We start from the raw sequence: 23,787 nt of genomic DNA on the forward strand, positions 1-23,787 counted from the left end.
TGCGGCAATAACGGCCAACAACGCAGCTACCGCAGCGACTTGCAAGCAGGTCTGCGGCGAGGGGTCTCCGAAAGGGGAGGGAGCGTGCGTGAGCGTGGGCATGGGTGGTCCTCGTGGATTCGGTGGTGCGGTCGGGGGCGGCCGGCGCCCGAACGTCGGGGTGCCGCCGTGGTCGCGCAGAGCGCGACGGAGAGTTCCGTCGTGCCCGCAGGGCACGTCCGTTGGCCCGGCGTCCGGACGGGGCGGGAGGGCCGCCCGCGGCCCGGACGTTCCGGCCGGCTGCGAGCCGGGCCAAGCTGAGCCGTCCCGGAGGGACGCCCTTCGCGCAGGAGCCGGTACTCAGTACTGGCCGCCGACGCGGGCAGGCCCGGGCGGCGGTGGGCGGAGCGTGGGGTGGGCGGCTCGATGCCGTCCACCCCACGGCCCGGCGGCCGGGGTCCGGCCGGGCGGTGGCTCCCGCCCGGCCGGGGCTGCGGCTGCTACGCGGCGACCGGTTCGCGTGCGGCGACGCGGCACCGGGTGAGCACGGTCTGTGCGGTCTCGCCGTAGATGCTGTGGTCCTTGACCGTGCCGGTCAGCTCAACCTCGTCGCCCTGGTCGGGGACGTCGGCTGCGGAACTGAACCAGATGAACACGTTCCCGCTCGGGTCCTGGAACTTCACCAGTCGGCGGCGCTGGGTGGTGTAGCCGTACGTCCGGCCCTCCAGCTCGATCACGGTGGTGACCGTGGCGGTGGTGGTGATCCGCTCGCCCACCGTGCCCTGAGGCTTGCTGCTCTGGGCGGCCCGCTCGGCGGCTTCCTTCCCCTGGTCGCGGTACCAACCCGCGATGGCAGACACGAGCGTCGGCAGGTGGCGCGGGTCGACGGTCTCACCCTTGGCGAGCTGCCCCACCTTGTGGCGATAGTCGGAGAGGCTGCCGTATCCCTGGACGGCCCATGCCCGGACGGCGGCGGCGGTGGTCGGCGCGTCGGGGTCGGCGTCAATGGCGTCCTTCCACTCCTGCGGGGCCTTGCGGTCGAAGAAGTACCCTTCGACGCCGTCGGCGGTCGGAGACGCGTCCTTCCACTGCTCGGACCGGCTGTAGAACCGGCCCTCCTCCTTGACGATGGCGGCGGTCACCCGCAGGACCTCGATCACCGGGACGCGGAGGTCGGCCGGGATGCCGCCCCCCTCGGCGTCCCAATCGGCGTCCTTGAGCGTGCCGAACCGCCACAGGGCCTCAAGACCCTTGATCGGCAGGCCGGTGTACGGCTCGACGCACGTCGTGCCCAACTGCCGCATCTCGCCGTTCTCGTGGCGGGCAAGGTAGGTGGCGGTGCGGTGCCTGGCGACGGCGCACCCGTGGCAGAAGTTCTCGATGGCGCGGTACTGGCGCGCGGCCTCGGCGTCCTGCTCGGGCAGACCGGGGAAATGGCTGGTGATCGTCTCGCCCTCCTCGTCGTGGTCCAGGCGGGCTATGACGGTCCAGCCGTGGTGACGGGGGATGTCGCCGGAGATCGTCACGGTGACGGTGGGGCGCTTTCCGATCACGCGGCCGTCAAGGTCACGGTAGTCGGCAAGGAACGGCTCGCAGATGTCGAGCTTGTACGCGCTGAGGTGGTGGACTGCGGCGCGCGCGTTCGTGGCCTCGACAAGCTGCCGGACGCGGGACTGAGCGGTCGCGGGGATGGAAAAACGCATGGCTGCGCTGGTCATCGTGGGTGCTCCTGCTGGTGAGAGAGGAATTCGCGGGCCCGGCCGGGCGGGTTGCCCTCCGCATTCGGCCGGGGCGGTCTGGCTGGCGGACCGTGGTGTTGGAGGGGGGTTGCCCTCCCCCTCCAACACGCTTAATTAAACCATGTTTTGAGCCATGGGGCAAGCGTCCCGACCGGGGATGTCTAGTGCGGCGCGGTCGCGGAGGAACGCGGCGAACAGGGCGGCGGTGTAGCTGTCGGCGGTGCCGTACGTGCGGCGGCAGTCCAGTGCACCGATGCGCTCGCCCCGGTGGTGAACGGGGAACGCTGCGCCGGGGGCCGGGATGGCGAGCGCGTACAGTCCGCGCGGGGTGTCCACGCGCAGGACAACGGCGGCGGCCTCGTGGTCGTAGGCGGCAGACCAGCGGCGGGCCCCGATGCCGAACTCCGCGAGACCGGACGCGATGGCGCGGGCCTGCATGATGTCGGCGGTGGTGCTGGGGTCGGGCTCGGCGGGAGCGGGGACGCATCCGCAACCGTGGTCGTCGGCGCGGGTCTCAAACAGAGCTGTACGGGTCACTGTGGGGCTCCTGGGGCGGCCGGGGGCGGGGGTGTTCCCGCCCCCGGCGTCGGGCGGCTGAGGTGGTTAGGCGGCGGCTTCGTCGTCGCTGGCGGGGTCGTCGGCCTCCTCGGCGTCCGGCTCGCCCTCCTCCTCGTCGGTGCCGGTCTCCTGCTCGACCTCCGGCTCACTGCCCGTCGCGATGACGCGGGGCTTCTTCTTCGACGGGTCGTACGGCTCGTCGTCCACGACCGACTGCTCAATGGGCGTGAGCGGGTACCCGAGTGCCGCGAGCACCTGGAACCACCGGCCGGTGGGCGTCCGCGTCCACGGGGCGCGCTGGCTGTCCGTCCTCCACGCGGACCGGTTCGCGCACTTCTCCCGTACGGCGGCAATGGCGGCGAACTGGAGCTGCGGGGACCTGCGGGGGTCCTTGGCGACGTGACCGGCGAAGCTGCCCCGGTCCTTGGCCTGCTCGGTGCTCAGCCCCAGGAAGACAGCCAGGATTTCCGTCGTCGGCTCCTTGTTCAGGTCGTCACAGATCCCCCAACTTCCGTCCAAGAGGGCGTTGTTCACGTGCCCGATCAGGGTGTTGCTCATGGCCTTCGGGAGGTTGCGCCGCTTGATCAGGTCGGTGATCCACTTCCGGCGCAGGGCCTCGGCCGCGTCCCAGTCGATGTTCCCCTTCTTGACGGCGGCGCGGGCGGCGCGCTCGGCCTCCACCTCGGTGGCGGACTTCGTGCCACCGCCGTTTCCGCTGCTGGCCTCGGGCACCGTGTGCCCGTACAGCCCCGGGGCGGAGCAGTAGGGCTCATACCGGTCCGCCCGCCGCTCGTCGAACACCCACACCAGCCCCTTGCACTCGGCGTGCTCCTCGGTACTGATGCCGCGCAGTCGCCATACGGGCATGGCGCGCTCGGACAGCTCCTCGGTGTCCCTGACCCTCTGCCCGGCCGCCTCCAGCTCCGCGCGGTGGGCCTCGGCCTTGGTCCGCTTGTCGCGCTTGGTCCGCTCGACCGCGATGGCCCAGTCAACGTCTCCCTCGTCGGCGTCGTCGTCGGCGGCGGCCTCGGTGATCGCGGCGAGCGCTTCGGCGTCATCCGCGAACTCCGACAGCGCGGCCAGGTGCTCGAACGTCCACTCGTAGCTGCTCGCGCCGCTGACGGCGGCCGACAGCTTCTCGTCGGACCGGACCTTGACCAGCGTCTTGACGTCCTTGTGCCGCACGCCTGCGGCCTTGGCGATGCGGCCCACCTGCGCGCCCGCCTCGGCCGCGCTGAACATGGCCTGGTTCACCTCGGTCTTGGTGAGGCTCTTACGGTGCTGAGCGGTCGTGATCATGTCGAGGAACTGTCCGGCCGCGTCGCGATCGTCGTCCTCCCACTCGTACGGCAGGTGGGTAAGACCCGCGTCCGTCGCAGCGTGGTAGCGGCGGTTCCCGTCGTTGACCTGGAGGACTCCGCCGTCGAGTCGCTGAATCTTGACGGGGATGCGGCACCCCTCGACACGGAGGGATTCCACGAACGACGCGTTCAGGTCAAGGTCTTCGCGGGCGTTCTTCGGGTGCGGGGTGAGCGCGTCGAGCCGGATGACGGGGCGCGGGGTGACCGGCACGGTCTCCAGCCCTGCGGCGACGGCGGCGGCCAGTCGCTGGAACCCGTCGATGACCTGCGGCACGTCGCCGTTGGTGCGCACGACGTACAGCGGCTCCACGACGCCGTTGTCCTTCACGTCGGCCAGCAGATCGGCCGGGGCCTCGATGTCGCGGACGTTGCCGGGGTGCGCGGCCAGCTCGGCGACCGCGAGGGTCAGCCACAGGGCAGGGGCAGCCTGGACGCCGGCCTGGGTCTTGGTGTTCGCCATCGGTCTTTCTTCTTCCTGGTGAGAGTTCGTCGGGACGTTCGGCCCGGTGGGGTGTCGGTCGGGGGGTTGCCCTCCCCCTTCCGACATCATTAATTAAACCATGTTTTTGAGAGTGGGGCAACCGGCGATGATGTGATCGCCGTCACTCGGGTGTAGTGCTGCGGCGGTGCGGATCATGGCTGCGGCCTTGGCGGTGGTGCGCTCGGGCTCGTCCCCCCAGCACCACAGGAGCGTGCGCCGGTAGGCGTCCTCCGTGAGCCCCAGCTTGCGCCACCGGACCCCGGACACGGGACGGCCGTTGACCTGGTTGCTGAGCACCACGAGGGAGTCGAACAGGGCGCGCTGGAAGATGTCCCACGGTTCACCGCGAACGGACCAGCCGGGCCGGGCGGAGCGCACGCCGCGCTCCCATGCGTGCAGCACGGTGCACGGGGCGGTGTCGCCCATCCGGCCGGGCTGCCAGAGGTGGTCACCCTGGTAAAGCCCGACGCGTTCGATGTGGTCGGCGGCGGCGGTGAGGATACGGGCGGGGGTGGCGTGCGGCTTCCGGGACGGCATCGAGTTCTCCTGACGGTGGTCATTTGCGGTCAAGTAGTGGCGCTCTGTACGGGCTTAGCCGTGATTGCACTCGACGCCGTGACACGGCGTCTGCCACTGCCCCCTGGCCACGCAGATGATCGAGTCCATGTACATGCGAGGTCCCTCGACGCTTCGAGCGGGGGCCGGGGCGGCAGGCTGCCGCCCCGGCCGGGATGGGCGGTCAGGCTGCGAGCGCTCCGGCGGTCTGGGCACCGATGCGGCGGCTGCCTCCGATGTCGGCGCGGCTGCCTGCGGCGGCTCCGTCGCCATACCCGCTGCCGCTGTACGAGCCGCGCGTGTGCCGGACGTGCGGGTGCTCCTCACGGAAGAGGGCATCCACCATCGCGTCACGGTCGGCCAGCACGAGTTCACCGCTACGGCCGGTGGCCGACGTCTCCCCGCTGGCGGCGGCGCGGGCGGCCTGCTCGATCGCCTCAAGCCGTTCTATGACGCGCCCGATGAACCCGAGGGTCCACGAGTTGCGCCATGCTCGCGCACTGCGGACGCCGTACGGGACTACCTGCGCACTGAGCCCGCCGAGCATCTGGATCAGCAGGGAGGCGTACAGGACTTCGGCGCGCTGAATGTCGGACTCATGACCGACGATATGGACGCGGCGCCCCTTGCCCCACATCCCCATATGCACGGCCTTGCACCCAACGCTCTGAGCGATGAAGCAGATCAGCCGGACACGGGACATGGCCCACGGGTTGGGGAGGTCGACATACTTCGCCATGACCGCGTCCCGCGAAGGCTGCCCGTCGCTCAGCATGGCCTCTTCGACCCCGTACTTCGCCATCATCTCGAACGCCCGCCTCCGAGCCACCTCCGCCTCCGGCTCGGGCGTACGGGGGTCCTCCGCCTTGGCGAGCAGAGCGCGGATGGTGTCGAGCTTTTCGGGGGCCTTCGTGGTACTCACGTGCGTTCTCCTGGTGAGAGTGGGTGTCGGTGGCCGGTCGGCCTGCCGGGTGCCGGTCGGGGGTTGCCCTCCCCTTCCGACATCACTAATTAAACCACGTTATTGGGGTTGGGTCAACCCGACCATCACCCCTGACCTGGCCTTTTCTCGCCACCACCGCCCCGCACCCGCCCGCCGGGCCGCGCCCACCACGGGCCTGGGCGGGGTTCCCTCCTCGGTCGGACAGCTCCGCCGTACCAGGGTTCCGGGCGCGGTGTCCGGGCTCGCGCAGCGACCGCGAAGCGGCTCGGCCTGGACGCCGTGTTCGGGTTCCTGGTACGCCCCTTGGGGTGTCCGGCCGAGGAGGGAACCCCGCCTCCACCACCCGCACCACGACGCTCCCGCACCCGACCAACCAGCCCCACCCCCTCCGAGTAGGACCCGCCGGAGGCAAGACACCTTCCAGCCGGCGCAGACAGCCAGGCACTATGCGGCAGACTGCTCGCTCCCCGCGGAGTATTTCGCAATCGACAGCCCGAGCATGAGCGCACCTTCGAGGGCAGAGAATAGGGTGAGAAGCTGCTCACGTTCCTCTGGGGTACCAATGTCTGCGTGTTTGATTTTCTGAAGCTTGTTGCGAGTCGAGACAAATGCTCGGGCGACCAGCTCGTGGACCACTGACGGCCCTACACCGTCATCATACTGATTCGCAATACGAGCTGTAGGCCCTCCACCGTAGATGAAGCAGAGGGCCTCACCCAGCTTGGTCGGCTTCCTGCATCCTTTGTCCATGTAACTGACTTCCGGATACTCTGGAATATTTACATCGATCCAATCGAGCACCACTTGCGGCGAAAAACTTTCGCGCATGATCCTGTCGATCAGCTCAATGAGTGAATTTGCCGCCTGTGACGTCCCGTCCTCCGAGTACTGAAGGGCAGCTCGCGCCCCCTGGATTTTCCTGAGCAGCGGACTGTTAGCACGCTCGACACGCCGCGCCGATGCTTCCCTGACAAGGAGCCGGAACTGACCCATGAGCCCTGCCGCACCGTCCGGAGTCCAGGCCACAAGGTCTGTTCCACTCGCAGCAGTAATCTCCATTGGGAGCCTAGAAAGGACTTTGTCACCAAAAAGTTTATCAACTTCGATGAGCACACTTACCGCATTTATACCCGCAAGTTCGATTCGCCCTGCTGCCTTGAGTTGATCTTTTGTGAGCATGCCCACGGAATCACTCCATGCGATAGCGAATGGCATCAGAGAGCGGATGATTCGTCTGAGCGCCAGAGCGACGACAGCGGCGTCTTCATTCAATGCACGCACAAGAATTCTATATTGCGCCGCCCCAAGTAGACGCAGAGCAAACCTCTTATACCCACCGGCCTTATATTTGTCTACCCAAGATTGAGCTTCACCATCCTGCATGCCCACTAGAGCCTTGCCCAACCACGTCTTCGCCTCATCCTCCTGAAAGTCTTCCATCATTTTTTCGAGAAGACCCCCTAGAGGCGAGTTCTCCAAATCATCAAAATATTCACCAATCCGGTCGAACCACTGCTGAGAATTACTTTCGTCGGAGATCACCTTGCAGATAGAAACAAGCACCTCAGCTACAAAAATGGTGCTTTCATCAAGACGCAGAACGCGAAGTCGCGATGGTTCAATGCCGCTGACATAGGACGCAAACTGAGACTGCCATGCGGGGGTGGAATCGGGCTGCTTCACAACGGTCGCCTCACTTCACAAGGACCACTTAGACCAATGTAGCGGTGCAAACGGCCTCTCTGGTAAGGAGTTTCACGGCCGCCCACTGGATGTTGGCCGCAGCAACCCAACGGTGAGGGACTGTCGCTTCCCCACCAAGCCTCTCAGCCACCACTGACAGTCCGCCCCCACTGCGTCAGCCCGTCCCGGCCACGCTGCACGTGCCTCAAGGTCAGATCAACGCACGTGCAGTGGCTGACGCCTTGACCAGGCTGATAGATCACCCAGCTCCCGTTGGTTCGAGATGTCCGCGGACCTGTGCCTACGGTGCGCGCGACGAGCACTGATTTCGGACAGAACGGAGGGCACGGGGTGAGCACCAATTCGGCAGGACCGGTGAGCGCTTCGGAGCTGCGGAGGCGGGTCCGCGCTGCTGAGGCACTGAAGGCGAAGACGCGGGAGATGGCCGCCGCGAACGCGCTGACCGCACGCGAGGCCGCAGCCAAGGCGGCCCGGACGAAGGAGGAGGCCGATGTCGCGGCACGGGAAGCTGCCGCCGTCGTCCTGCGGCTGTTCGGCAACGACGCCGAGTTGGTCTCGGAACTCCTGGACGTCCCCGCGGAGGAGCTGGAACGCGAGGCGAAGCCTGTTACCGCCGCTCGGGCGAAGGAAATCATCGAAGAGCTACAGATCCGCGCCGAGCGGCCCCGCTCCCCCCGGCCCCGTAAGCAGCGATCGGATGCGGCCGGCGCGGCTTCCTCGGCCTCGGCCGCTCCGACCCCGGTCATCACGACGGATGACGGCCGGGCTGATGCCGGCTGAGAACAGCTCCGGGCCCGGCCTCTTCCCGCTCTCGGCGGTGAACGGGGTCGGGCCCGTTCAAGTTGATGAGCAACTTTCACTCATCGGCGAGCCAACGCCCGTCCGCATACCGGCTGTTGAGTGGACGAGGTGGCTGACCGACGAGTCCGTTCAAGGCCGTTATTGGGCGAAGGTCTACCAGACTTCCTCCACCGAGGACTGCTGGTTCTTTCTCGGCGGGATCTCAAGCACCGGCCACGCCAGTTTCAGGGCTGCTTCACGGCCGGGCAGGACACGCACAGGCACGGTGCCGGGGCATCTGTACGGATACCAGCTTGCGCACGGCGTCATCCCCCGACTCGGCTGGGGAACGGACAGCCCGACCGTCTGCCACACCTGCGACAACCACTCCTGCCAGCAGCCGACGCACCTGCGACTGGGGACAGCGGCGGAGAACCGAGCCGAATGGATAGCCCGCCGCAGAGACCCGGGTAGCCCGCTCGCAGACCTTCGCGGCCCAGCCGGACGATCGCGTGCCATCGGTGCCGCGATCCGCGCCGGCCAGGACCGCGGCGAAGGCGAGCTCACGGTACGCGCCCGAATCAGAGCAGCTATCTCGGCGGGCAGGCCGCTGAGCCTGTGGTGACACCTGCTCCGCGACAGCACGGGGTATGTCACCCCTGTCGGTTACCGTCAAAGCATCGCGCCGCAGGTTGCGGGCGTGTACGACTCAGAGGAGTGGCCTCGTGGCCGATGCGCACCCCGGACACAGCGACATGCCGTCGTTGTACACCGCCGAGGTCACCAGCTATCGCGGCCGGTGGACCATGTCGGTCATCGGCCCCGGTCGCGAAGTCGTGGCGGGGTTCAATGTCGACCTCGGACCTGCGGACGTCGTGACGGTGGCGAGTCCCGACGATCCGGGGCGGTACCTGATCGCCATCGACGGCGACGTGCCGGTGCTCCCCCGGGAGCGAGCCGTCCAAAACTTGAAGGACCACGGGTTCGTGGTCGCGACAGCTGCACGTTCCGATGCGCGTACCGATGACGGCTGGACGCAGGTCGCGGCCACGCTGTGGACGGCGCCCTGCCAACCCGCTGCTTGATCACCGACAGAGTCGTGCTTACGAGTCCGATTCCCGGGACGGGGCGTCGCCCTCAAGATGCTGCCTGATGGTGGTGTACCGCTCTGGCTCCCACTCCGGTGATGCCGTCAGCTGTTCCCGGACCCAAGCGTCGATCTTGTGCTTCAGCTCCTGATCGTACGTGTCCATACTGATGCTCCCTGTAAACATCCCAGGTCAGGACTACCTGGTTGTGTTCAGTCACTGGCACCAGTGGCAGCTGGCGTACCCCACGCTCAGCAGGACGGGTACGTCACGGCGCTTGGCTTCCTCAAAAGCGTCCGGCCCCCACGGCCACCAGTCGACCGGGTTGTCCGCGTGCTGGAGGAGGTACGGGGAGGTGGTGTGCGCGAGTCGGTTGACCATGGCCCAATCCTTGCGTACCGGTCCCCACGACGCGCCAGCGCCACGGGGGCTGGGCGCGTACGGGCAGGAGGCATGGGCGGGACTACCGATCCCGGGCGGCCGGACAGCACCGGGAAATAGGCTGAGTCCGGCAGCGCCGAAACTGTGGAAGCACTTCGAAGGAGGCACGCCATGACCGCCGAGATGGTGGCGCCCGCGTGGATGCACCAGCAGATCAGCGCGGAGCAGTACGACTCCTGGCCCGAGGAGCAGTGCGCCGGCATCGAAGTCGTGGACGGGATGGTCGTCGCCAGTCCGAGCGCCTCCAAGCGCCACAACCGGCTGGCCCGCATCCTGGCCAACGCCCTGGACACCGCCGCGGGCCCGGACTGGAACGCCGACACGGACTTCGACGTCCGCCTGCAGGACGTTCCGCTCACCAACCGCCACCCTGACGTCATCGTCTACCGGGCGGAGAGCATCGACCTCACGCCCACCCGCCCCGAGCACGTGCTGCTGGTCGTCGAGGTCGTGTCACCCGGTTCGGAGACCACCGACCGGATCGTGAAGGTGGACCAGTACGCCAAGGCCGGCATCCCCTTCTACTGGCGGGTCGAGCAGGCCGCCACCGGTGTCCCCATCGTCTACACGTACGTCCTCGACCCCGCCACCAAGGGTTACAGGGACGGCGAGATGTTCACGGGCACGGTGAAGGCAACCGCACCCTTCTCCGTCACGATTGATCTTGAGGTCCGGTAGGGAACCGCTAAGTCGCCCCGCTGCCGACACTCGGCCGTCGGCGCTCGCGTCGTGGTGCCTCGCGGGCCGATCGGGGCAGCCGCCCGCACCGCCACCGAGGACGGCGTCCCCGTCGCCGATAGGCCGGCGCCACCGCACTGGGAACGCGCCACCGCACCGGTAACGCGTCGCCGCGTCCCCGACCGGCGAACGCCGGGGGCCTCTGCTCGTCGAGCAGAGGCCCCCGTTCGTCGCGACGCTCTCAGACATCACCCGAAGGGGCATCGGCGGCCGCTCTCTGCGGTTTCGTGGCTGAACTCCCCGTCTGATCGGCAGAATTGAGGAGCGGCTGCTCCTCTTCGGTGGGGGCGGACGAGGGGGCGGCGGCGCCCGAGTCCGCCCGCTGGAAGCAGTAGAGCGCGAGCAGCATGGCGGCCCCGCCCAGGAACTGGAGCGAGTCCATGCCCTCGTCGAGGATCAGCCACGCCAGGACGGCAGCCACGACGGGGCGCAGCAGCCCGGACATCGAGGCGAGGGCGGGGTCGACGGTGCGCAGCGCATAGGTCATCAGCCCGTGCCCGAGCAGCTGGCTGACGAGCGCGTAGCCGAAGATCAGCGCGTAGCCCGAGAAGCTGTTCGGCAGCAGCGGGTCGCTCGTCAGGACCGCCACCGGCGCCAGCATCACCATGATGACCAGCGAGTTCGTGAGCATGATGACGAGCGTGGGGATGCGTTCGCGCAGGCTTTTGGTCATGAGGAGGAACAGGGCGTACAGCGCCGCCGACGTCAGAGCGAGACCGTCACCGAGTGCGTGCAGGTCGCCCGGCGCCTGGTCCCCGCCGCCCGCCACGACGAGCACGCCCCCGGCCACGGCGATGCCCACCGCCGCCAGCTTCATCAGGGCGACGCGCTCGCGGAACGCCAGCCAGGCGAAGAGCAGCACGAACACGGGTGACGTGTTCATCAGGAACGCGGTGTTGGCCACCGTGGTGTAGTTGACCGCCCACTGGTTGGCCAGCAGATCCAACCCGGAGACGATGCTGGCCAGCACGAGCAGTCCCATGTCCCGGCCGCGTATGTCCCGCACACGCACGGCGGCGCCCCGTGGTGCGAGAACCGCCCCGAGCAGCATCGATGCGGCCAGCATGCGCAGGGTGAGCGTCGCGGTGGGGTCCACATCGCTCAGGCGCACGAAGATGAAGGCCGAGCCGATCCCCACGACGCTTCCCGCGAGGGCGATTCGCCCTCGCACATGCTCGGACCGTGTGGCGTGCGGACCCGTCACGGGTGCCTTCCTCATGAGGTCTCGATCTCCTGTTCCGGAACACGAACGGTGTTGAGTGCACAGTGAACACTGCCGAAGAGCTTGTGGTGTTCGTCGAAGGGCAGACTCACCACCTCGATCCCCCGCGGCTCCAGGAGTGACGCCACTTCCTTGTGCGCTGCGGTCGAGGTGAGGACGGTCCGCCCGTCGGGGAGGAAGAAGCTGTTGGCGGCGAACGGGTGCCGTTGCGCGGCCGGGAGAGGGATGACCTCGGTGCCCGTCGCGTGCAGCGCCTCGCGGAGGGTCGTCGCGACGGTGCCGGATCCGTCCGGGTCCCGATGGACGACGGCCGACACCTCGGCGTCGTCGAGCCGGTCCTCGGCCACGAGGGCGATGCCGTGGCCGAGGGCCAGCCAGTGGTCGAGGTGGAATTCGTGGGGGCGCCTGCGTCCGTCACGCACGCTGATGACGGCGCGCTCCCCGGTCGACAGCTGCCCGCGGAGCCGGTCCATCGCTTCCGGGCTGCTCCGGAATCCGCCGCTGAGCACGGCGAGGGCGGGCGAAACCGCGACGTCCCCGCCCTCCAGCCAGTGGCCTTCCTCGGTCGTGAGCTCGACGGGCCTGCCCCGGAGCTGTTCGAGAACCGCCCCGACGACCGCGGTCTCCCGTGCCCGGTCCTGCCGGCGCAGCCGGCCGAGCGCCACCGACTCCCCCAGATCGACGTAGTGGTCGCGGGGGAACATCAAGCCGAACAGGGGGCGGATCTCGTAGGACTCGTAGGAGGCGTCGGGGCTGATCTCGGCGAGCTGGGGATCGGCCTGCGTACGCAGGTGCGGCCGGCGGATCACGATGTCCGCCAGGTCCTTGCCGCTCCAGCTGTCGAAAGCCGACCGGATGCCGGGCCAGCGGTCCGGGTCGTCGGTACCGACCGCACCGGTGGCGAGGCCGACGAGCGTCTCCCGGGGGACCTCCGTCAGGAGCTGACGGACATTCAGGCACTCGGCCCCGCGGCCGATCAGGGTCTCCCGCAGCGCTGCCGACTCCTCGGCGGCGCGACCCGGGTCGTACGGCGGGTCCTCGCCCATGAACAGCGCCATCTCGGCGGGCATGACGTCGCCGGGGTTCTGGATCAAGAAGACGGTGCGGCTCATCGTCCCTCCTCCGTCAGCACGTAGCGGTAGGTCCGCAGCGTCTCGGCGACCGCGTCGGCGATGTGCTTCGCGGACGGTGCGCGGTAGCGGAACCGTCCGAGGAGCTCGTCGTAGCCACCGGCGCCGTCGAAGTGGTGGCCCGGCTCGGGCAGTTCCTCGGCGTACAGGCACTCCACTCGTTCCATCGGGCTCTGCCGCGAGACCAGGGTCAGTCCCGCCGGTTCCGGCAGCATGAGGAAACCCGCGTGCTCACGCGGGGTGCCCTCGGGCAGTGTTCGCGGAGCCTGCGACATCACGACGCGGAGCCAGTCGCCCACGAGGTCCACCCCGTAGACGTCCTCCAGGACGAACGCTATTTCACCGCCACCGACTCGTGCTCCGACTTCGAGGAATACGGGCCCGTCGGCGCTCTCGATGACCTCCAGGTGGAACGGCCCGTCGCGCAGGTCCAGCGCGTCCAGGCACTGGTCGGCGAACGCACCGATGAGCTCGGCCTGTTCGTCGAGGCGCACCACGGAGGCGAGCGGCTCGCCGCGCGTGAACCCGTAGCAGGTGCCGATGTACTCGGAGCTGAGCCGGAAGCGCGTGCGGCCCCGGTGGCGCAGGCCGTCGACGTGCCAGATCGGCCCGGAGACGTACTCCTCGGCCTCGTAGTCGGCCAGGTCGAGACCGGCGAGTGCCGCGGCGGAGTCGGTGCCGGGCTCGATCACGACGACTCCGTGGGAGGCCGCGCCGCTGCGCGGTTTGGCCACCGCCGCTCCCCCGCAGGTACGGGCGAACTCCTCGACCTGCGCGAGCGACGTGACGGAGCTGAACCGCGGGGCCCGGAGGCCGGCCCGGACGACGGCCTCCTTCATACGGGACTTGTCCCGGAACAGCTGGGTGGCCCGCACTCCAGGACCGGGTACGCCCAGCCGTTCGCGGACGGCGGCAGCGGTCAGCAGGTCGAACTCGGACTGGGCGAACACGGCGTCGAAGGGACCGGCTTCCCGGTGGCACCGCTCGGCCGCACGGAGCACCTGCTGCTCGTCGACGAGCGAGGGCAGCACCTCCACGTGGCGGCTGGACTCCGGGGCCATGGGCACGTGGTCCGGAACCGTCACGTAGGAGACCTCGTGCTCCTGGTGGTCGACGTACCGGTCGTACTCCGCGAAGCGGTCGCTGTGCCGGTTGAGAATCAGAAGGCGCATGCCGCGGTCCCTCCCGTCGCCTTGTCCACCGGGGCGTCGGGCCGGTACGAGACACCCGCGCCGTGCCGGGCGTCGGGCCGTCTCGGTGCACGCGGGCGCTGCTGGATCACCTCGTGGAGGGGGTGGGGCTGATGGCGGCCCTCCGGCACGGCCCGTTGGGTGGACATACGCATCCTTCCTCGCTCTGTTCGGTGGGTGGTGCTGTCAGCCGGCGCCGTACGAGGGCACCGCGCAGAGTCGGTGCCGTACGAGGGCGCCCTCGCGGAGCCGGCGCCGTACGAGGGCGCCCGCGCAGGGCCGGCAGGCTTCGCACGCGTTCGGGGATCAGGCCCGTCGCACCGCACGGTGACGCCCCGCACCGCCGGGTCGACCGACCGCTGCGTCACCGACGTGCTTGCCCCCGTGGCCGGAAAGGCCGCCGCCGTGGCGGTCGCCCGTCAGGACGCCCACGCCGCGGCGCTCCTCACGGACTGCTCGACGAGTGTGTCCACTTGAGCGAGCGCGGTGTCCAGCTGCTGCCGGTCGTCGGCGACGAGGACGGCATGCCCGAAGCGGCCACGGAAGTCGGTGGCGGGCCGCAGCGCAGCGCCCTCCACCTCGTCGACCGAGGTTTCCTGGCACCCGGTGACGGCGGATATCCGCCGGGCGAGCCGATCCGGGTCTCCGAGGACGGCCGGGTGCGGGACGCTGAAGAAGCGCACACCGGCGACGCGTCGCCGCCTGCCCTCGTCCGGTGGTGTGACGGGCAGCCCGGCCAGGGCCTGGATCATCGCCCGGGGCAGGTCGAATCCGTGCGAGGCCGCGATCAGGTCCTGGATCCGGTCACCGCCCAGACGCGCGGCCACCTCGATCACCACGGGGCCCGACGGACTCAGCCGCGCCTCCAGGTGGAAGGCTCCGACGTGCAGGCCGAGGGCCTGGACGGCGGCCCGGGTCACCCGCTCCACCTCGGCCCGCGCCGCCGGTTCGAGCCCGGCGTCCACGATGTGCCCGATCTCCACGAAGTCCGGCTCGGGGCCGAGTTGCTTCTCCGTCACGGCCACGACATGGACGGTGCCCTCGGCGACGTAACCCTCGACGCTCACCTCGGGACCCGCCACGTACGACTCCACGAGGAGCCGGCCACCGATGCTGAGGCCCAAGTCGTCGATGGGGTCGCGGCGGGACAGCTCCACCTCGCCGCAGAGCTCCTCGAAGTCCTCGACACGGCGCACCCGGAGGCTGCCGGAGCCGTTGACCGGCTTGACGACCGCGGGGAATCCGACCTTGCGGGCCACGTCCTTGAGCAGGGAGTCGTCGGCCCGTTCGACGGCGACCGGAACGCCGTAGGCCACCCGTACCCCACCGGCCGCGAGCGCTTGTTTCATCTTGCGTTTGTCCCGCAGCAGTTCGGCGGCCCGGGGGGTGATGCCCCGAACGCCGAGGCGCTGCGCCACGGCCGCGGCGGTGGCTATGGAGTACTCGAACCCCGGTACCACCGCCACGACTTCGGTCCGCCGCGCCAGGGCCGCGGCCATGTCGGCCACGGCCCCGGCCGACCGCGTGTCCACCTGGAGGTGGGTCGCCGTGCCCGCGGAGACGGCATCCCTTACCGCGGTGGGCAGTTCGTGGAGAGCCCGACGGTCACCTACATGGACACCGAATCCGAGCGCGAGCGCCGCCGGGATGAGGTTGGTGCCGGATGACTCCGGTTCGAGTATCAGGACGGTCTCATCGGGCACGGCGAATCCTTACGGTCGGCATGGCATGACGCGGTGCGGGCACCGCGAGCGGTCCAGGGCTTCGCGACGGCTCAGGCCTTGCGGCCGGCCGTGGTTTCGTAGAGCTCGGTGAAGTAGAGCCCGATCAGGTCGATGAAGTTGACCAGGTGCCGTTCCGCGTCCTCCAGGGAACCCCAGCCCTTGATGGCGCGCTCGACCGTGCTCCACATCAGCTCGTCGTGGTCGTGGGACTCGTCGTAGTCGATGTGGGCCTGCGAGCCCTTGACCTTCTCCAGGCCGTAGACCTCGGCCGCGTGCTTGGTGATGCCCGGGTTGTAGCGGTCCGAGTACCACTCGACGAACCAGTTCCAGACCGTGGTCGGGAGCGGCCCTTCCTGGTTGATGGAGAAGTACATGTACCCGATGAGGTACTCGGTCGACGGCAGCGGACGGGTCGCGTCCAGGTCGTCCTTGGTGAGACCGAACTCCTTCAGGTCCCGCAGGAACATCCCCTCGTGGTTGTTCTCTTCGGAGAGGTACCGTGCGAGCGTCGCGGCAAGCCGGTGGTCCTTGTAGCCCACCTTGTAGAGGCCGTATGCATCCACCTCGTTGTTGAGGCGAATCCGGAGTACGGTCTCGACGAGGTGACGGCGGTAATAGTCGGGGTCCGACCACTCGGCGGCGTGGAATTCACGTGCCTTCGGAACCTTCTCGAAGAGCCGCTCCATTCCTTCAGCAGCCAGCTTCTCGAGGCGTTCGCGTGACATAGAAGTGCCTTTCATCGCTCGATGGTGAGGATCTTCTGACACCCTCGGCGCGCCGCAGATGACACCGGCGCTATCCGTAAGAGGGCGCGTCGTTCCGGGCAGGCATGACTTCGGTCTTGGACTCGTTTGCCCCCGGGACCTTCTGAACCTTCCTCGGACACGCAACCCGACTGAAAGCATTCGGCGTGCGGAGCGACCGGCATCCCTGCCGGCAACCGCAGGAGATCGGCGGCCTTCGATGGGCCGCGTATGTCGTCATGGAACGGTTCGTGAGGTCACGGAATGGTTCATGGGCCGAGATGCACCGGCCCACATCGACTCGCTGTGCCGTCGCACTGATCGTAAGGGAGTCGACCCCTGCGGGTCTACGAATTCCCCGCCCCGGCTTCACTCCGGGTAACGCGGTGGTCGCCCAAATGAGATCACCCGCAAGAAGAATCGCGAAAGTGGTTGCACTCATTGTGGCACAGATCACAGCGGCCCGAATGTCGCACATGGTGGCAACTTCGCTTCATAACTGCCCAATTGGGTGCCGACCGACGAGAGCCGCTATGTCCGAAAACGTCGGGACCAGGACCCGGAGCCACGAACAGGAAGGGACCCGGCGGAACTTCACCGTACGTAGCCATCGCCCGCCGACGACCAACCCGCGCCGGGCCGGCTCCGGCATCGGCCGGGCGGCAGACCGAACACCTCCAAAAGGCCCATCTCGCCCTTGGGACAACAGCGCCCAACGCCATCGGCAGAACGTATACAAGTGAACGCAATCGGCCGGACCCGCTCGCTGGGCCGTCCATTGACACCCCGCCCCGGGCGCGCTTAGCGTAACCGCATGACTACGTCAGGAACTTATGTCCTTCTCTTAGGGCTCGGTACGCGCTACTTCTTGCGCGAACGGTCATTCTCGGGCGCCAAGGACGCAAGCTCCCTGCCCGTGTGGGTAACAGCGATCGATCCACTGCGTTCCCCGCAGCGCTTCTTCGACCGCGTGATAGAGGCGGACGACGGCTACGCCGATTCCGTGCTCGCGGCGGTGGCCGACTGGGAACAGCGCGGCTGGAATCTGGCCGCAGTTGTGCCGATCAACGACTGGGGCGTGCCGACGGCGAGTGCCGTCGCGAAGAAGTACGGACTGCCTGGGCTGTCCGCCGATTCGGCACATGTCACACGCGACAAATACGCGATGAAGGCACGTTTCGAGGCGGCCGATCTGCCGACCCCGCGCTCCATTGCCGTCACCTCCGAGGAAGAGATGCTCGCGGCGGCCGGAGAGATCGGGTACCCGGTCGTGCTGAAGCCCGCCGACTTCAGCGGCAGTGGCGGGGTCAGCCTCGCCCATACGCGCGCTGAAGCGATTGCCGCATTCGCGGCGTCGGTGGAACACATCGAGCGCTACCGCGACGACTTCCCCATCGAAGGCACCCACTACCTGGTCGAGCAGTACGTCGACTCGCAGGAAGAGGTCTCCGTCGAGGTGCTCTGCCACGGCGATCGGCGCACGACGCTCGCGGTGACCGAGAAGTTCCTTTCGGAGCCTCCCGTGTTTGCCGAGGTGGGGCACCTCGTGCCCAGTCACCGTACGGGCGATACGGCGTTGAGGACTCTGGCGGAGAAAGCATGCGAGGCCCTCGGAATCGATCGCGGGATCGCGCACGTCGAGATCAAATTCGACAGCAAGGGCGCTCCGTGGCTCATCGAGGCGGCGGCTCGTCCCGGCGGTGACGGCATCATGGACCAGGTGGAGCGTGCCTACGGGTACAACCCCTACACCCTGCACGTGGCCTCGTATTTGGGGATTGATCCTCTCCCCCTGGTGCGGAGCGAACCCGCCCGCAGCAGCGCCGTAGCCTTCCTGAAGGCACAGCCGGGGGAGATCGCCTCGGTAAGGATTCCGGAGGAGCTTCCCGAGAGCGTGGTCTCTTTCCACGTGTCCAAGAAGCCTGGCGACGTCGCGATCCCTGTCGCGGACTGGAGCACCCGGGACGGCGTGGTCGAAATGGTGTGGGACGAGATCTTCACCGAGCGCACCCTGACGCCCGTCAAGATCGCGGAAACGCTTTCGAACGAAACCTTCGGCTGATCGGACAGTGAAAGCACCCGGAAGGTCCAGTCGGCAGCCATGATCCGCTACGCCATCGTTTCGACTTCTTATCGCCTCTTCGCCGGAATTTTCCTCGTCGTGGTCAACTGGCAGATCGCGACAGCGGACGGCGGGGGCTACTGGCGATTGGTGGTCTCGACGCTGCTGTCGTATCTGCCGGCGCTGGCGGTGCCCCTCGTGATCCGCCGCATCACCATATCGGGGCAGTACCTGACGGTGCTGTCGCTGCTGTATGTGGCCATGATTTCATTCGTGGTCGGCTTCCTCGTGGAGAACCCCACGGCGCTGGTCATGGCCAATCTCTTCATGTGGATCGGTTTCTTCGCCCTGGAGGCGAGCTGGGAAAGCTGGTTCAACGAGGAGAAGCGTCGACAGGACGTGCCGTGGGCCAGTTCTGTCACGATGTCGGGCAATCAGGCGGCCCTGATGATCGGTCCGCTGCTGGCCCCCGCGATCATCGAATTGGTGGGCACCCGCGGCATCGTGCAGTCGTTGGCGGCGGGCTTCGTACTGGTCGCGGCGGTCAGTTGGGCGGGAGCGGGTGCTGCCGTGGTCGCCGACACGCACGACGAGGCCGAAACCGGCACAGCGGCGAAGCCTGGGGCTCCGCCACGTCTGATCGCAACGTTCGCGCTCGTCTGGCCAGTGTTGGGCGCGTTCAACCTCATGTTGCCGCTCCAGGTCAGCAATCGCGGCGCGGGCCTTGTCGCCGTCGCCGTCGTCGACGCCTGCCTGGGCATCGGTGTCATCGCCGCAGGTGTGCTGTCGGCCCGCGCGAAGCTGTCTTCCGCGGCGCTCTCGAAACTGGTGATCGCCTGCACCGCACTGGGCGGGGTGATGTGGGCGCTGCCGACAGGTGGTGGGGTCACTCTGGTCGCGATGGCACTCTCCACCTTCGCGCTGGGGGCCGGCTTCGGCTCGCTGCGCATCGGGTTGCGGGAGTACACCGCCACCCACTACGACTCCGCCGTCACCGGCCATGCGGTCGCCTTCGGCAATGCCACGGCGATTCCCATCCTGGCCTTCGTCTTCCTCGTCTTCGGCGCGGCGCAAACGCTGGTGTGGATCGCGCCGTTCCTGCTTGTCATCGTAATGTCGTGCTCATTCCAAGGGATGCAGACATGGAAAGCATCGTTGAAGATCTAGTGGCCCTGCGCCTCGACCCCCGCACCGTTCGAAAAACCGACCCACGACATGGCCTGGTGGCCGCCGCCGAAGGCGTCACCAATATGGAGGCGGCACGATGTCGTGAGTCAATCGAAACCCTCGAAGCAATTGCGCCTCATTCCCTCGCCCCCGAGTTCCGCACCACCCGAGCGGCGGTGCTGACCTGGGCACAAGGGGATCTACCGGGTGCTCGCGAGATGCTGGCGGGCAGCCTGCGGAACTCCAGCGGGGAGCACGCACTGCTCACCGGCTTCCTCGCGCACATGGCCGATTTCTCCCTGGGCGACAGTCAGGGAATGCTTGAGACCGGGCGCCTCCTCAGCGAGCTGCGCCCCACGATGACCCGCCGCGCCGCCGGCCTCAGTGACGGCCTTCTCGCCTTCGCTCTGGAGGAATGCGGAGAGTTCTCCGACGCGATCTCCTCCGCCGAGCGTGCGCTGAGCATCAATCCTGATGATGTCTACGCACTGCACGCCAAGGTGCACGTGTTACAGAGGCTGCGCGACTACGGGGCGGCGAAGGAGTCCATCTCACGCCACACCAACGGGTGGGGACCGGCGGAGCCGATGCGCATCCACATGTGGTGGCACTTCGCCATAGGGCTGCTCGGCGAGCGTGAACTGGACGAGGCCCTGCGCTGCTACCAGCTGGAGATACGACGCAAGTCGAGGGCTGGAGCCTGGGAAGACCTCGACGCGGTCGCACTGCTGTGGCGGCTGGAAATGCTGGGAGGACAGGAGTTCTCCGAGATGCTGGCGCCTCAATGGATGGCGCTAGCCAACGACTGGGCCGCCTACGCGGCGGACCCCCACTACGTCTTCAACGATCTGCACGCCGCGATGGCCTTCGCGAAGGCTGAGGAATACCAGCTCTTCGACAGGATCGTGGCTTCCTGCCGTGAACGGGAATCACCGGAGTTCTTCCACTCGGTGTACCGGCCGCTCTTCGAGGGTATTGCAGCCTTCGCGCAGCGGGACTACGCGACCTCCGCACGGGTCATGCGCATGGCCCTGGAGCGGGAGCAGTTGCGTATCGGCGGCAGCAAGGTACAGCAGAGCATCTTCCACTGGACCGCGAATGCGGCCGATGCCTATCTCCGCGGCAGCAATCCCAGCGAAGCCCTCAGTTCTCACATCCACGCACGATCGGGGAAATGAACAATGGCTCAGAAGATCACTGTCGTCCCGGACACGAAGGAAGTCGTGCAGCTCGACTTTCCGGAGGCCGCATCGCTAACCGTCAAACAGGGCCGCCTCGGTTTCTACTGTCTACCTGACAGTGGTTATTCCGAGGAGGAGTTGCGCGAAGGTGTGACGGTCGTCGGCGTCGGCGAGAAGATCAGCGTAGGGGCGGGAGAGAAGCTGCTGCTGACGGCCGTACTGCCGGACACGCAGTACAGCAGCGACAGCACGGCGGAGCCGCAGCAGTGCACCATTCCGGCGAGCTACCCGATCGTCTCCGCGATGCAGAAATACGTCGCGGAGAAGGGCTACTACTTCGGCTACGAAGACCGTTACGCGAAGGTCTACGAGAGCGGCGCGGCATCCTGGGAGCCGTTCTCCGAGAACGCGAGCCTGCGAGAGATCCTCGCGCAGCACCCGGAGATATTCGAGGGTGACATCGTGGACCTGGGAACAGGGGAAGGGCGCGACAGCTTCTTCCTGCTGAGCAGTCGAATAGGTCGAAGCGTGACCTCTTTCGATGTGTCGCACAGCGCCCTGGAAAACGCGCGCCGGCGTGCGCGGGAGAACGGGCTTCCCGCCGACGGGTTCATCGAGAAGGACATCATCTTCCTGCGTGACGTGGCCGCGGAGTCCTTCGATCTGGCCCTCAACATGGGTGCACTGCACATGCTCGACCGGCCGGAGGACCGGGCGCGTCACATCGCCCGCGTCTTCGACGTGCTGCGCCCCGGTGGCCACTTCATCGTGGATCACTGCACCTCGGAATGGGGTCGCGGCTTCCACACCATCAAGAACTACGACGAGGTCGCTGCCGACCTGGTGCCGGGGCGCACCATCACCCGGTACGTCGAGATCGACGGCGAGCGCAAGCCCATCGATCTTGAGGTGCTGCACTACTCCGAGCGTTCCCCGGAATCGATGCTCTCCGAGTTGACCGCTGCGGGCTTTGAAGAGTTCGCGCGCCTCGACACCGACACGGAAGCCTTCGGCAACTCGACATTGCAGGTAGTGCGGAAGCCCCGGAAGGACGCCAGCTAAATGACATCCGAGATCCCGGGCACCGCATCGGCCGAGGCGAGTGTGCTGGCGGTGGTGAAGGACATCGCCGAGGGCGCGATCGCACGTGATCGCAACCGAGAGCTGCCGCGAGAGCAAGTGCGTGCTGTGGCGGAGGCTGGTTTCAGTCGTCTGCGCATACCGAAGGAATGGGGCGGCGACGGGCTCACGATTCCCGAATGGGGAGACGTGCTCATCGAGTTGGCCGCGGCCGATTCCAACATCGCCCAGATCCTGCGGGGCCACATCGCCTTCGTGGAGGACGTGGTACACCGACCCGACGAGGATTATCGCAAGCGGTGGCTGCCCCGACTTCTTGACGGGCAGGTGGTGGGCAACGCCTGGGCGGAGGCGGGCCCGATCGCGATGGGGAAGAAGAACACGCTCTTCACCCGGCGGGGCGAAGGGATGACGGTCTCCGGCAAGAAGCACTACACGACCGGGTCCATCTTCGCGGACTGGGCGGACGTATCGGGAATCTACGAGGGCCAGAGCGTCGGCGGATTCGTCTCGATGCACCAGTCGGGCATCACCGTTCACGACGACTGGGACGGATTCGGCCAGCGCACCACGGGCACGGGCACGTTGCTCTTCGACGAGGCCCAGGTCGACCCTCGCGACGTCTCCCCCTTCGAGGCTCGCATTCGCTATCAGACGCCGCTCTACCAGTGGATTCTGCTGGTGGTGCAGGCAGGAATCGCGGTGGCCGTCGAGCGGGACATCACCGAGGCGGTGCGCACCCGCCAACGCAACTACTCGCACAGTTCCGCCACGCTCGCCAAGGACGACCCCAACATCCAATCGGTCGTGGGGGAGATTTCCGCCATCGCCTACACGGCGCGGGCTCTGACCCGCGGGGTGGCGGAGGCGTTGCAGCGGGCCTCGGAGACGGGCCTCGCAGGCCGTGATTCGGAGGCGGATCGTCAGGCGAATCTTGTGGCGGAAATCCGCTCCGAGCAGGCACAGGTGATGCTCTCCGAGTTGGTACCCCGCTCGGCGACCCTGCTGTTCGACGCACTTGGCGCTTCGGCGACGAGTGTCGGTCGCGATCTCGACCGGCACTGGCGCAACTCGAGGACGGTCGCCAGTCACAACCCGGTGATCTTCAAGCAGCGGGCCATCGGGGACTGGCTTCTCAACGGCACTCCGCTGCCGGTCGACTGGCAGGTGGGAGCTCCCTCCCCGGCGAAGACGACTTCGGACTGAACTCATTCCGGTCAGGACAGGACGTGCTCTCCACGTCGTGCCCGTCGGCACCCTCGGCGAGGGTGCCGACGGGCACGGCGCCCTGCCGGTGCGCGGCACCACCACACCCGCCAACTCCCGTTCCACCGGGCCGACTCCACTGCCCCCATCGGCCCGCGTCATGCAAGAAGGGGACCGTTCTGATGACCGCACCCTCCGTAGCGACCTCGCAGGAGTTTCGTGCCGCCATGGCCCGATTCACATCGGGAGTCGCCATTGTGACGACGTCCGACAGACAGGGCACGGATCACGGTTTCACAGCGAGTTCGTTCACGTCCGTTTCCCTCGATCCTCCGCTGGTGCTGGTCTGCATAGCCCGGAGCGCACGCTGTCACCCGGCATTCCAGCGGGAGCACCGTTTCGGGGTGAGCATTCTCGCCTCCGACCAGGGGGCGTTGGCGAAACGCTTCGCGAGCTCGTCGGACGACAAGTTCGAGGATGTCGCCGTCGTGCGCACCGGCCATGGGACGCCCCTGATGCGTGGCGCGTTGTGCACCCTCGAATGCGAGACGCACGCACAGTACGAATCGGGAGACCACACGATCCTGGTGGGCCGGGTGGCGGAGACCGTGACCGGCGGCGGCAGTCCGCTCGTCTGGTACGACAGGTGCTTCCACTCGCTCACTCCTTGAGTCACCCGCCGGCACCGCGTGCTTGCACTGGTGCCGCACCGGAC

Annotated in this window: 22 protein-coding genes and 1 pseudogene; 9 read left to right on the forward strand and 14 right to left on the reverse strand. The window is 67.5% G+C overall.

What is annotated here, in order from left to right:
• Window positions 1–479: 479 nt before the first annotated feature.
• From ACWCWD_RS22880 to ACWCWD_RS22905, 6 genes are all read right to left on the reverse strand, one after another.
• On the reverse strand, window positions 480–1,697 hold the full coding sequence (locus ACWCWD_RS22880; protein ID WP_450775022.1) for a hypothetical protein: 1,218 nt from the start codon (window positions 1,695–1,697) through the stop codon (window positions 480–482).
• Between the two features lie 135 nt (window positions 1,698–1,832).
• Window positions 1,833–2,255, reverse strand: a complete 423-nt coding sequence (locus ACWCWD_RS22885; protein WP_450775024.1) for a hypothetical protein — start codon at window positions 2,253–2,255, stop codon at window positions 1,833–1,835.
• Window positions 2,256–2,321: 66 nt separating this feature from the next.
• Window positions 2,322–4,097, reverse strand: a complete 1,776-nt coding sequence (locus ACWCWD_RS22890; RefSeq protein ID WP_450775026.1) for a ParB N-terminal domain-containing protein — start codon at window positions 4,095–4,097, stop codon at window positions 2,322–2,324.
• Between the two features lie 93 nt (window positions 4,098–4,190).
• Entirely contained in the window at window positions 4,191–4,655 is a 465-nt protein-coding gene (locus tag ACWCWD_RS22895; RefSeq protein WP_450775028.1) for a DUF6197 family protein, read from the reverse strand.
• A gap of 202 nt (window positions 4,656–4,857) precedes the next feature.
• Window positions 4,858–5,595 (reverse strand): DUF2786 domain-containing protein, encoded by a 738-nt coding sequence (locus ACWCWD_RS22900; RefSeq protein ID WP_450775030.1) that lies wholly within the window; start codon window positions 5,593–5,595, stop codon window positions 4,858–4,860.
• Window positions 5,596–6,060: 465 nt separating this feature from the next.
• Window positions 6,061–7,299, reverse strand: a complete 1,239-nt coding sequence (locus ACWCWD_RS22905) for a hypothetical protein (RefSeq protein WP_450775032.1) — start codon at window positions 7,297–7,299, stop codon at window positions 6,061–6,063.
• 351 nt (window positions 7,300–7,650) lie between these two features.
• Between ACWCWD_RS22905 and ACWCWD_RS22910 the strand changes: the two genes are divergently transcribed.
• Both ACWCWD_RS22910 and ACWCWD_RS22915 read left to right on the forward strand, forming a co-directional pair.
• Entirely contained in the window at window positions 7,651–8,100 is a 450-nt protein-coding gene (locus ACWCWD_RS22910) for a hypothetical protein (protein ID WP_450775034.1), read from the forward strand.
• Window positions 8,101–8,825: 725 nt separating this feature from the next.
• A complete protein-coding gene (locus ACWCWD_RS22915; protein WP_450775036.1) occupies window positions 8,826–9,185 on the forward strand; it encodes a hypothetical protein in 360 nt (119 codons plus the stop codon).
• Window positions 9,186–9,203: 18 nt separating this feature from the next.
• Here the strand turns inward: ACWCWD_RS22915 and ACWCWD_RS22920 are convergent, their stop codons facing one another.
• Entirely contained in the window at window positions 9,204–9,353 is a 150-nt protein-coding gene (locus tag ACWCWD_RS22920; RefSeq protein ID WP_450775038.1) for a hypothetical protein, read from the reverse strand.
• 57 nt (window positions 9,354–9,410) lie between these two features.
• Window positions 9,411–9,569: pseudogene (locus ACWCWD_RS22925) on the reverse strand (DUF255 domain-containing protein); the annotation flags it as partial.
• 171 nt (window positions 9,570–9,740) lie between these two features.
• On the opposite strand from ACWCWD_RS22925, the gene ACWCWD_RS22930 reads away from it, so the two are divergent.
• Window positions 9,741–10,307, forward strand: coding sequence for a Uma2 family endonuclease (locus tag ACWCWD_RS22930; protein ID WP_450775040.1), 567 nt, complete (start codon window positions 9,741–9,743; stop codon window positions 10,305–10,307).
• 241 nt (window positions 10,308–10,548) lie between these two features.
• On the opposite strand, the gene ACWCWD_RS22935 is transcribed toward ACWCWD_RS22930, so the two are convergent.
• From ACWCWD_RS22935 to ACWCWD_RS22960, 6 genes are all read right to left on the reverse strand, one after another.
• Window positions 10,549–11,586 carry a DMT family transporter gene (locus ACWCWD_RS22935; RefSeq protein WP_450775042.1) on the reverse strand — a complete coding sequence of 346 codons (1,038 nt, stop codon included), beginning with the start codon at window positions 11,584–11,586 and terminating at the stop codon, window positions 10,549–10,551.
• A complete protein-coding gene (locus tag ACWCWD_RS22940) occupies window positions 11,583–12,701 on the reverse strand; it encodes an arginine deiminase family protein (protein ID WP_450775044.1) in 1,119 nt (372 codons plus the stop codon). Before ACWCWD_RS22940 ends, ACWCWD_RS22935 begins: the two co-directional genes overlap by 4 nt.
• Window positions 12,698–13,891 carry an ATP-grasp domain-containing protein gene (locus ACWCWD_RS22945; protein WP_450775046.1) on the reverse strand — a complete coding sequence of 398 codons (1,194 nt, stop codon included), beginning with the start codon at window positions 13,889–13,891 and terminating at the stop codon, window positions 12,698–12,700. The genes ACWCWD_RS22940 and ACWCWD_RS22945 overlap by 4 nt, the downstream gene beginning before the upstream one ends.
• The gene (locus ACWCWD_RS22950; RefSeq protein WP_450775048.1) at window positions 13,879–14,058 is read right to left on the reverse strand and encodes a hypothetical protein; all 180 of its coding nucleotides are present in this window, start codon (window positions 14,056–14,058) and stop codon (window positions 13,879–13,881) included. Before ACWCWD_RS22950 ends, ACWCWD_RS22945 begins: the two co-directional genes overlap by 13 nt.
• A 270-nt stretch (window positions 14,059–14,328) precedes the next feature.
• Window positions 14,329–15,612, reverse strand: coding sequence for an ATP-grasp domain-containing protein (locus tag ACWCWD_RS22955; RefSeq protein WP_450775050.1), 1,284 nt, complete (start codon window positions 15,610–15,612; stop codon window positions 14,329–14,331).
• Window positions 15,613–15,683: 71 nt separating this feature from the next.
• Window positions 15,684–16,373 (reverse strand): iron-containing redox enzyme family protein, encoded by a 690-nt coding sequence (locus ACWCWD_RS22960; protein ID WP_450775052.1) that lies wholly within the window; start codon window positions 16,371–16,373, stop codon window positions 15,684–15,686.
• Between the two features lie 817 nt (window positions 16,374–17,190).
• On the opposite strand from ACWCWD_RS22960, the gene ACWCWD_RS22965 reads away from it, so the two are divergent.
• The 6 genes from ACWCWD_RS22965 to ACWCWD_RS22990 all read left to right on the forward strand — a co-directional run bounded on the left by ACWCWD_RS22965 (window position 17,191) and on the right by ACWCWD_RS22990 (window position 23,743).
• The gene (locus ACWCWD_RS22965; protein WP_450775054.1) at window positions 17,191–18,438 is read left to right on the forward strand and encodes an ATP-grasp domain-containing protein; all 1,248 of its coding nucleotides are present in this window, start codon (window positions 17,191–17,193) and stop codon (window positions 18,436–18,438) included.
• 39 nt (window positions 18,439–18,477) lie between these two features.
• Window positions 18,478–19,605: a hypothetical protein gene (locus ACWCWD_RS22970; RefSeq protein ID WP_450775056.1), complete on the forward strand. Its 1,128-nt coding sequence runs from the start codon at window positions 18,478–18,480 to the stop codon at window positions 19,603–19,605.
• Window positions 19,581–20,783, forward strand: coding sequence for a hypothetical protein (locus ACWCWD_RS22975; protein WP_450775058.1), 1,203 nt, complete (start codon window positions 19,581–19,583; stop codon window positions 20,781–20,783). The genes ACWCWD_RS22970 and ACWCWD_RS22975 overlap by 25 nt, the downstream gene beginning before the upstream one ends.
• Before the next feature lie 3 nt (window positions 20,784–20,786).
• Window positions 20,787–21,848 (forward strand): class I SAM-dependent methyltransferase, encoded by a 1,062-nt coding sequence (locus ACWCWD_RS22980; protein ID WP_450775060.1) that lies wholly within the window; start codon window positions 20,787–20,789, stop codon window positions 21,846–21,848.
• Window positions 21,849–23,072 (forward strand): acyl-CoA dehydrogenase family protein, encoded by a 1,224-nt coding sequence (locus ACWCWD_RS22985; RefSeq protein WP_450775062.1) that lies wholly within the window; start codon window positions 21,849–21,851, stop codon window positions 23,070–23,072.
• 227 nt (window positions 23,073–23,299) lie between these two features.
• Complete coding sequence (locus ACWCWD_RS22990; protein ID WP_450775192.1) at window positions 23,300–23,743, forward strand: flavin reductase family protein; 444 nt, start codon at window positions 23,300–23,302, stop codon at window positions 23,741–23,743.
• Window positions 23,744–23,787 lie beyond the last annotated feature (44 nt).

Source organism: Streptomyces sp. NPDC001493, assembly GCF_053597235.1.

Bases quoted from the DNA above. Each gene is read 5' to 3' on its own strand.
- ACWCWD_RS22880 (WP_450775022.1), bottom strand. From the start codon at position 1,697: ATGACCAGCGCAGCCATGCGTTTTTCCATCCCCGCGACCGCTCAGTCC.
- ACWCWD_RS22890 (WP_450775026.1), bottom strand. From the start codon at position 4,097: ATGGCGAACACCAAGACCCAGGCCGGCGTCCAGGCTGCCCCTGCCCTG.
- ACWCWD_RS22895 (WP_450775028.1), bottom strand. From the start codon at position 4,655: ATGCCGTCCCGGAAGCCGCACGCCACCCCCGCCCGTATCCTCACCGCC.
- ACWCWD_RS22920 (WP_450775038.1), bottom strand. From the start codon at position 9,353: ATGGACACGTACGATCAGGAGCTGAAGCACAAGATCGACGCTTGGGTC.
- ACWCWD_RS22930 (WP_450775040.1), top strand. From the start codon at position 9,741: ATGACCGCCGAGATGGTGGCGCCCGCGTGGATGCACCAGCAGATCAGC.
- ACWCWD_RS22935 (WP_450775042.1), bottom strand. From the start codon at position 11,586: ATGAGGAAGGCACCCGTGACGGGTCCGCACGCCACACGGTCCGAGCAT.
- ACWCWD_RS22940 (WP_450775044.1), bottom strand. From the start codon at position 12,701: ATGAGCCGCACCGTCTTCTTGATCCAGAACCCCGGCGACGTCATGCCC.
- ACWCWD_RS22945 (WP_450775046.1), bottom strand. From the start codon at position 13,891: ATGCGCCTTCTGATTCTCAACCGGCACAGCGACCGCTTCGCGGAGTAC.
- ACWCWD_RS22950 (WP_450775048.1), bottom strand. From the start codon at position 14,058: ATGTCCACCCAACGGGCCGTGCCGGAGGGCCGCCATCAGCCCCACCCC.
- ACWCWD_RS22960 (WP_450775052.1), bottom strand. From the start codon at position 16,373: ATGAAAGGCACTTCTATGTCACGCGAACGCCTCGAGAAGCTGGCTGCT.
- ACWCWD_RS22965 (WP_450775054.1), top strand. From the start codon at position 17,191: ATGACTACGTCAGGAACTTATGTCCTTCTCTTAGGGCTCGGTACGCGC.
- ACWCWD_RS22970 (WP_450775056.1), top strand. From the start codon at position 18,478: ATGATCCGCTACGCCATCGTTTCGACTTCTTATCGCCTCTTCGCCGGA.
- ACWCWD_RS22975 (WP_450775058.1), top strand. From the start codon at position 19,581: ATGGAAAGCATCGTTGAAGATCTAGTGGCCCTGCGCCTCGACCCCCGC.
- ACWCWD_RS22980 (WP_450775060.1), top strand. From the start codon at position 20,787: ATGGCTCAGAAGATCACTGTCGTCCCGGACACGAAGGAAGTCGTGCAG.
- ACWCWD_RS22985 (WP_450775062.1), top strand. From the start codon at position 21,849: ATGACATCCGAGATCCCGGGCACCGCATCGGCCGAGGCGAGTGTGCTG.
- ACWCWD_RS22990 (WP_450775192.1), top strand. From the start codon at position 23,300: ATGGCCCGATTCACATCGGGAGTCGCCATTGTGACGACGTCCGACAGA.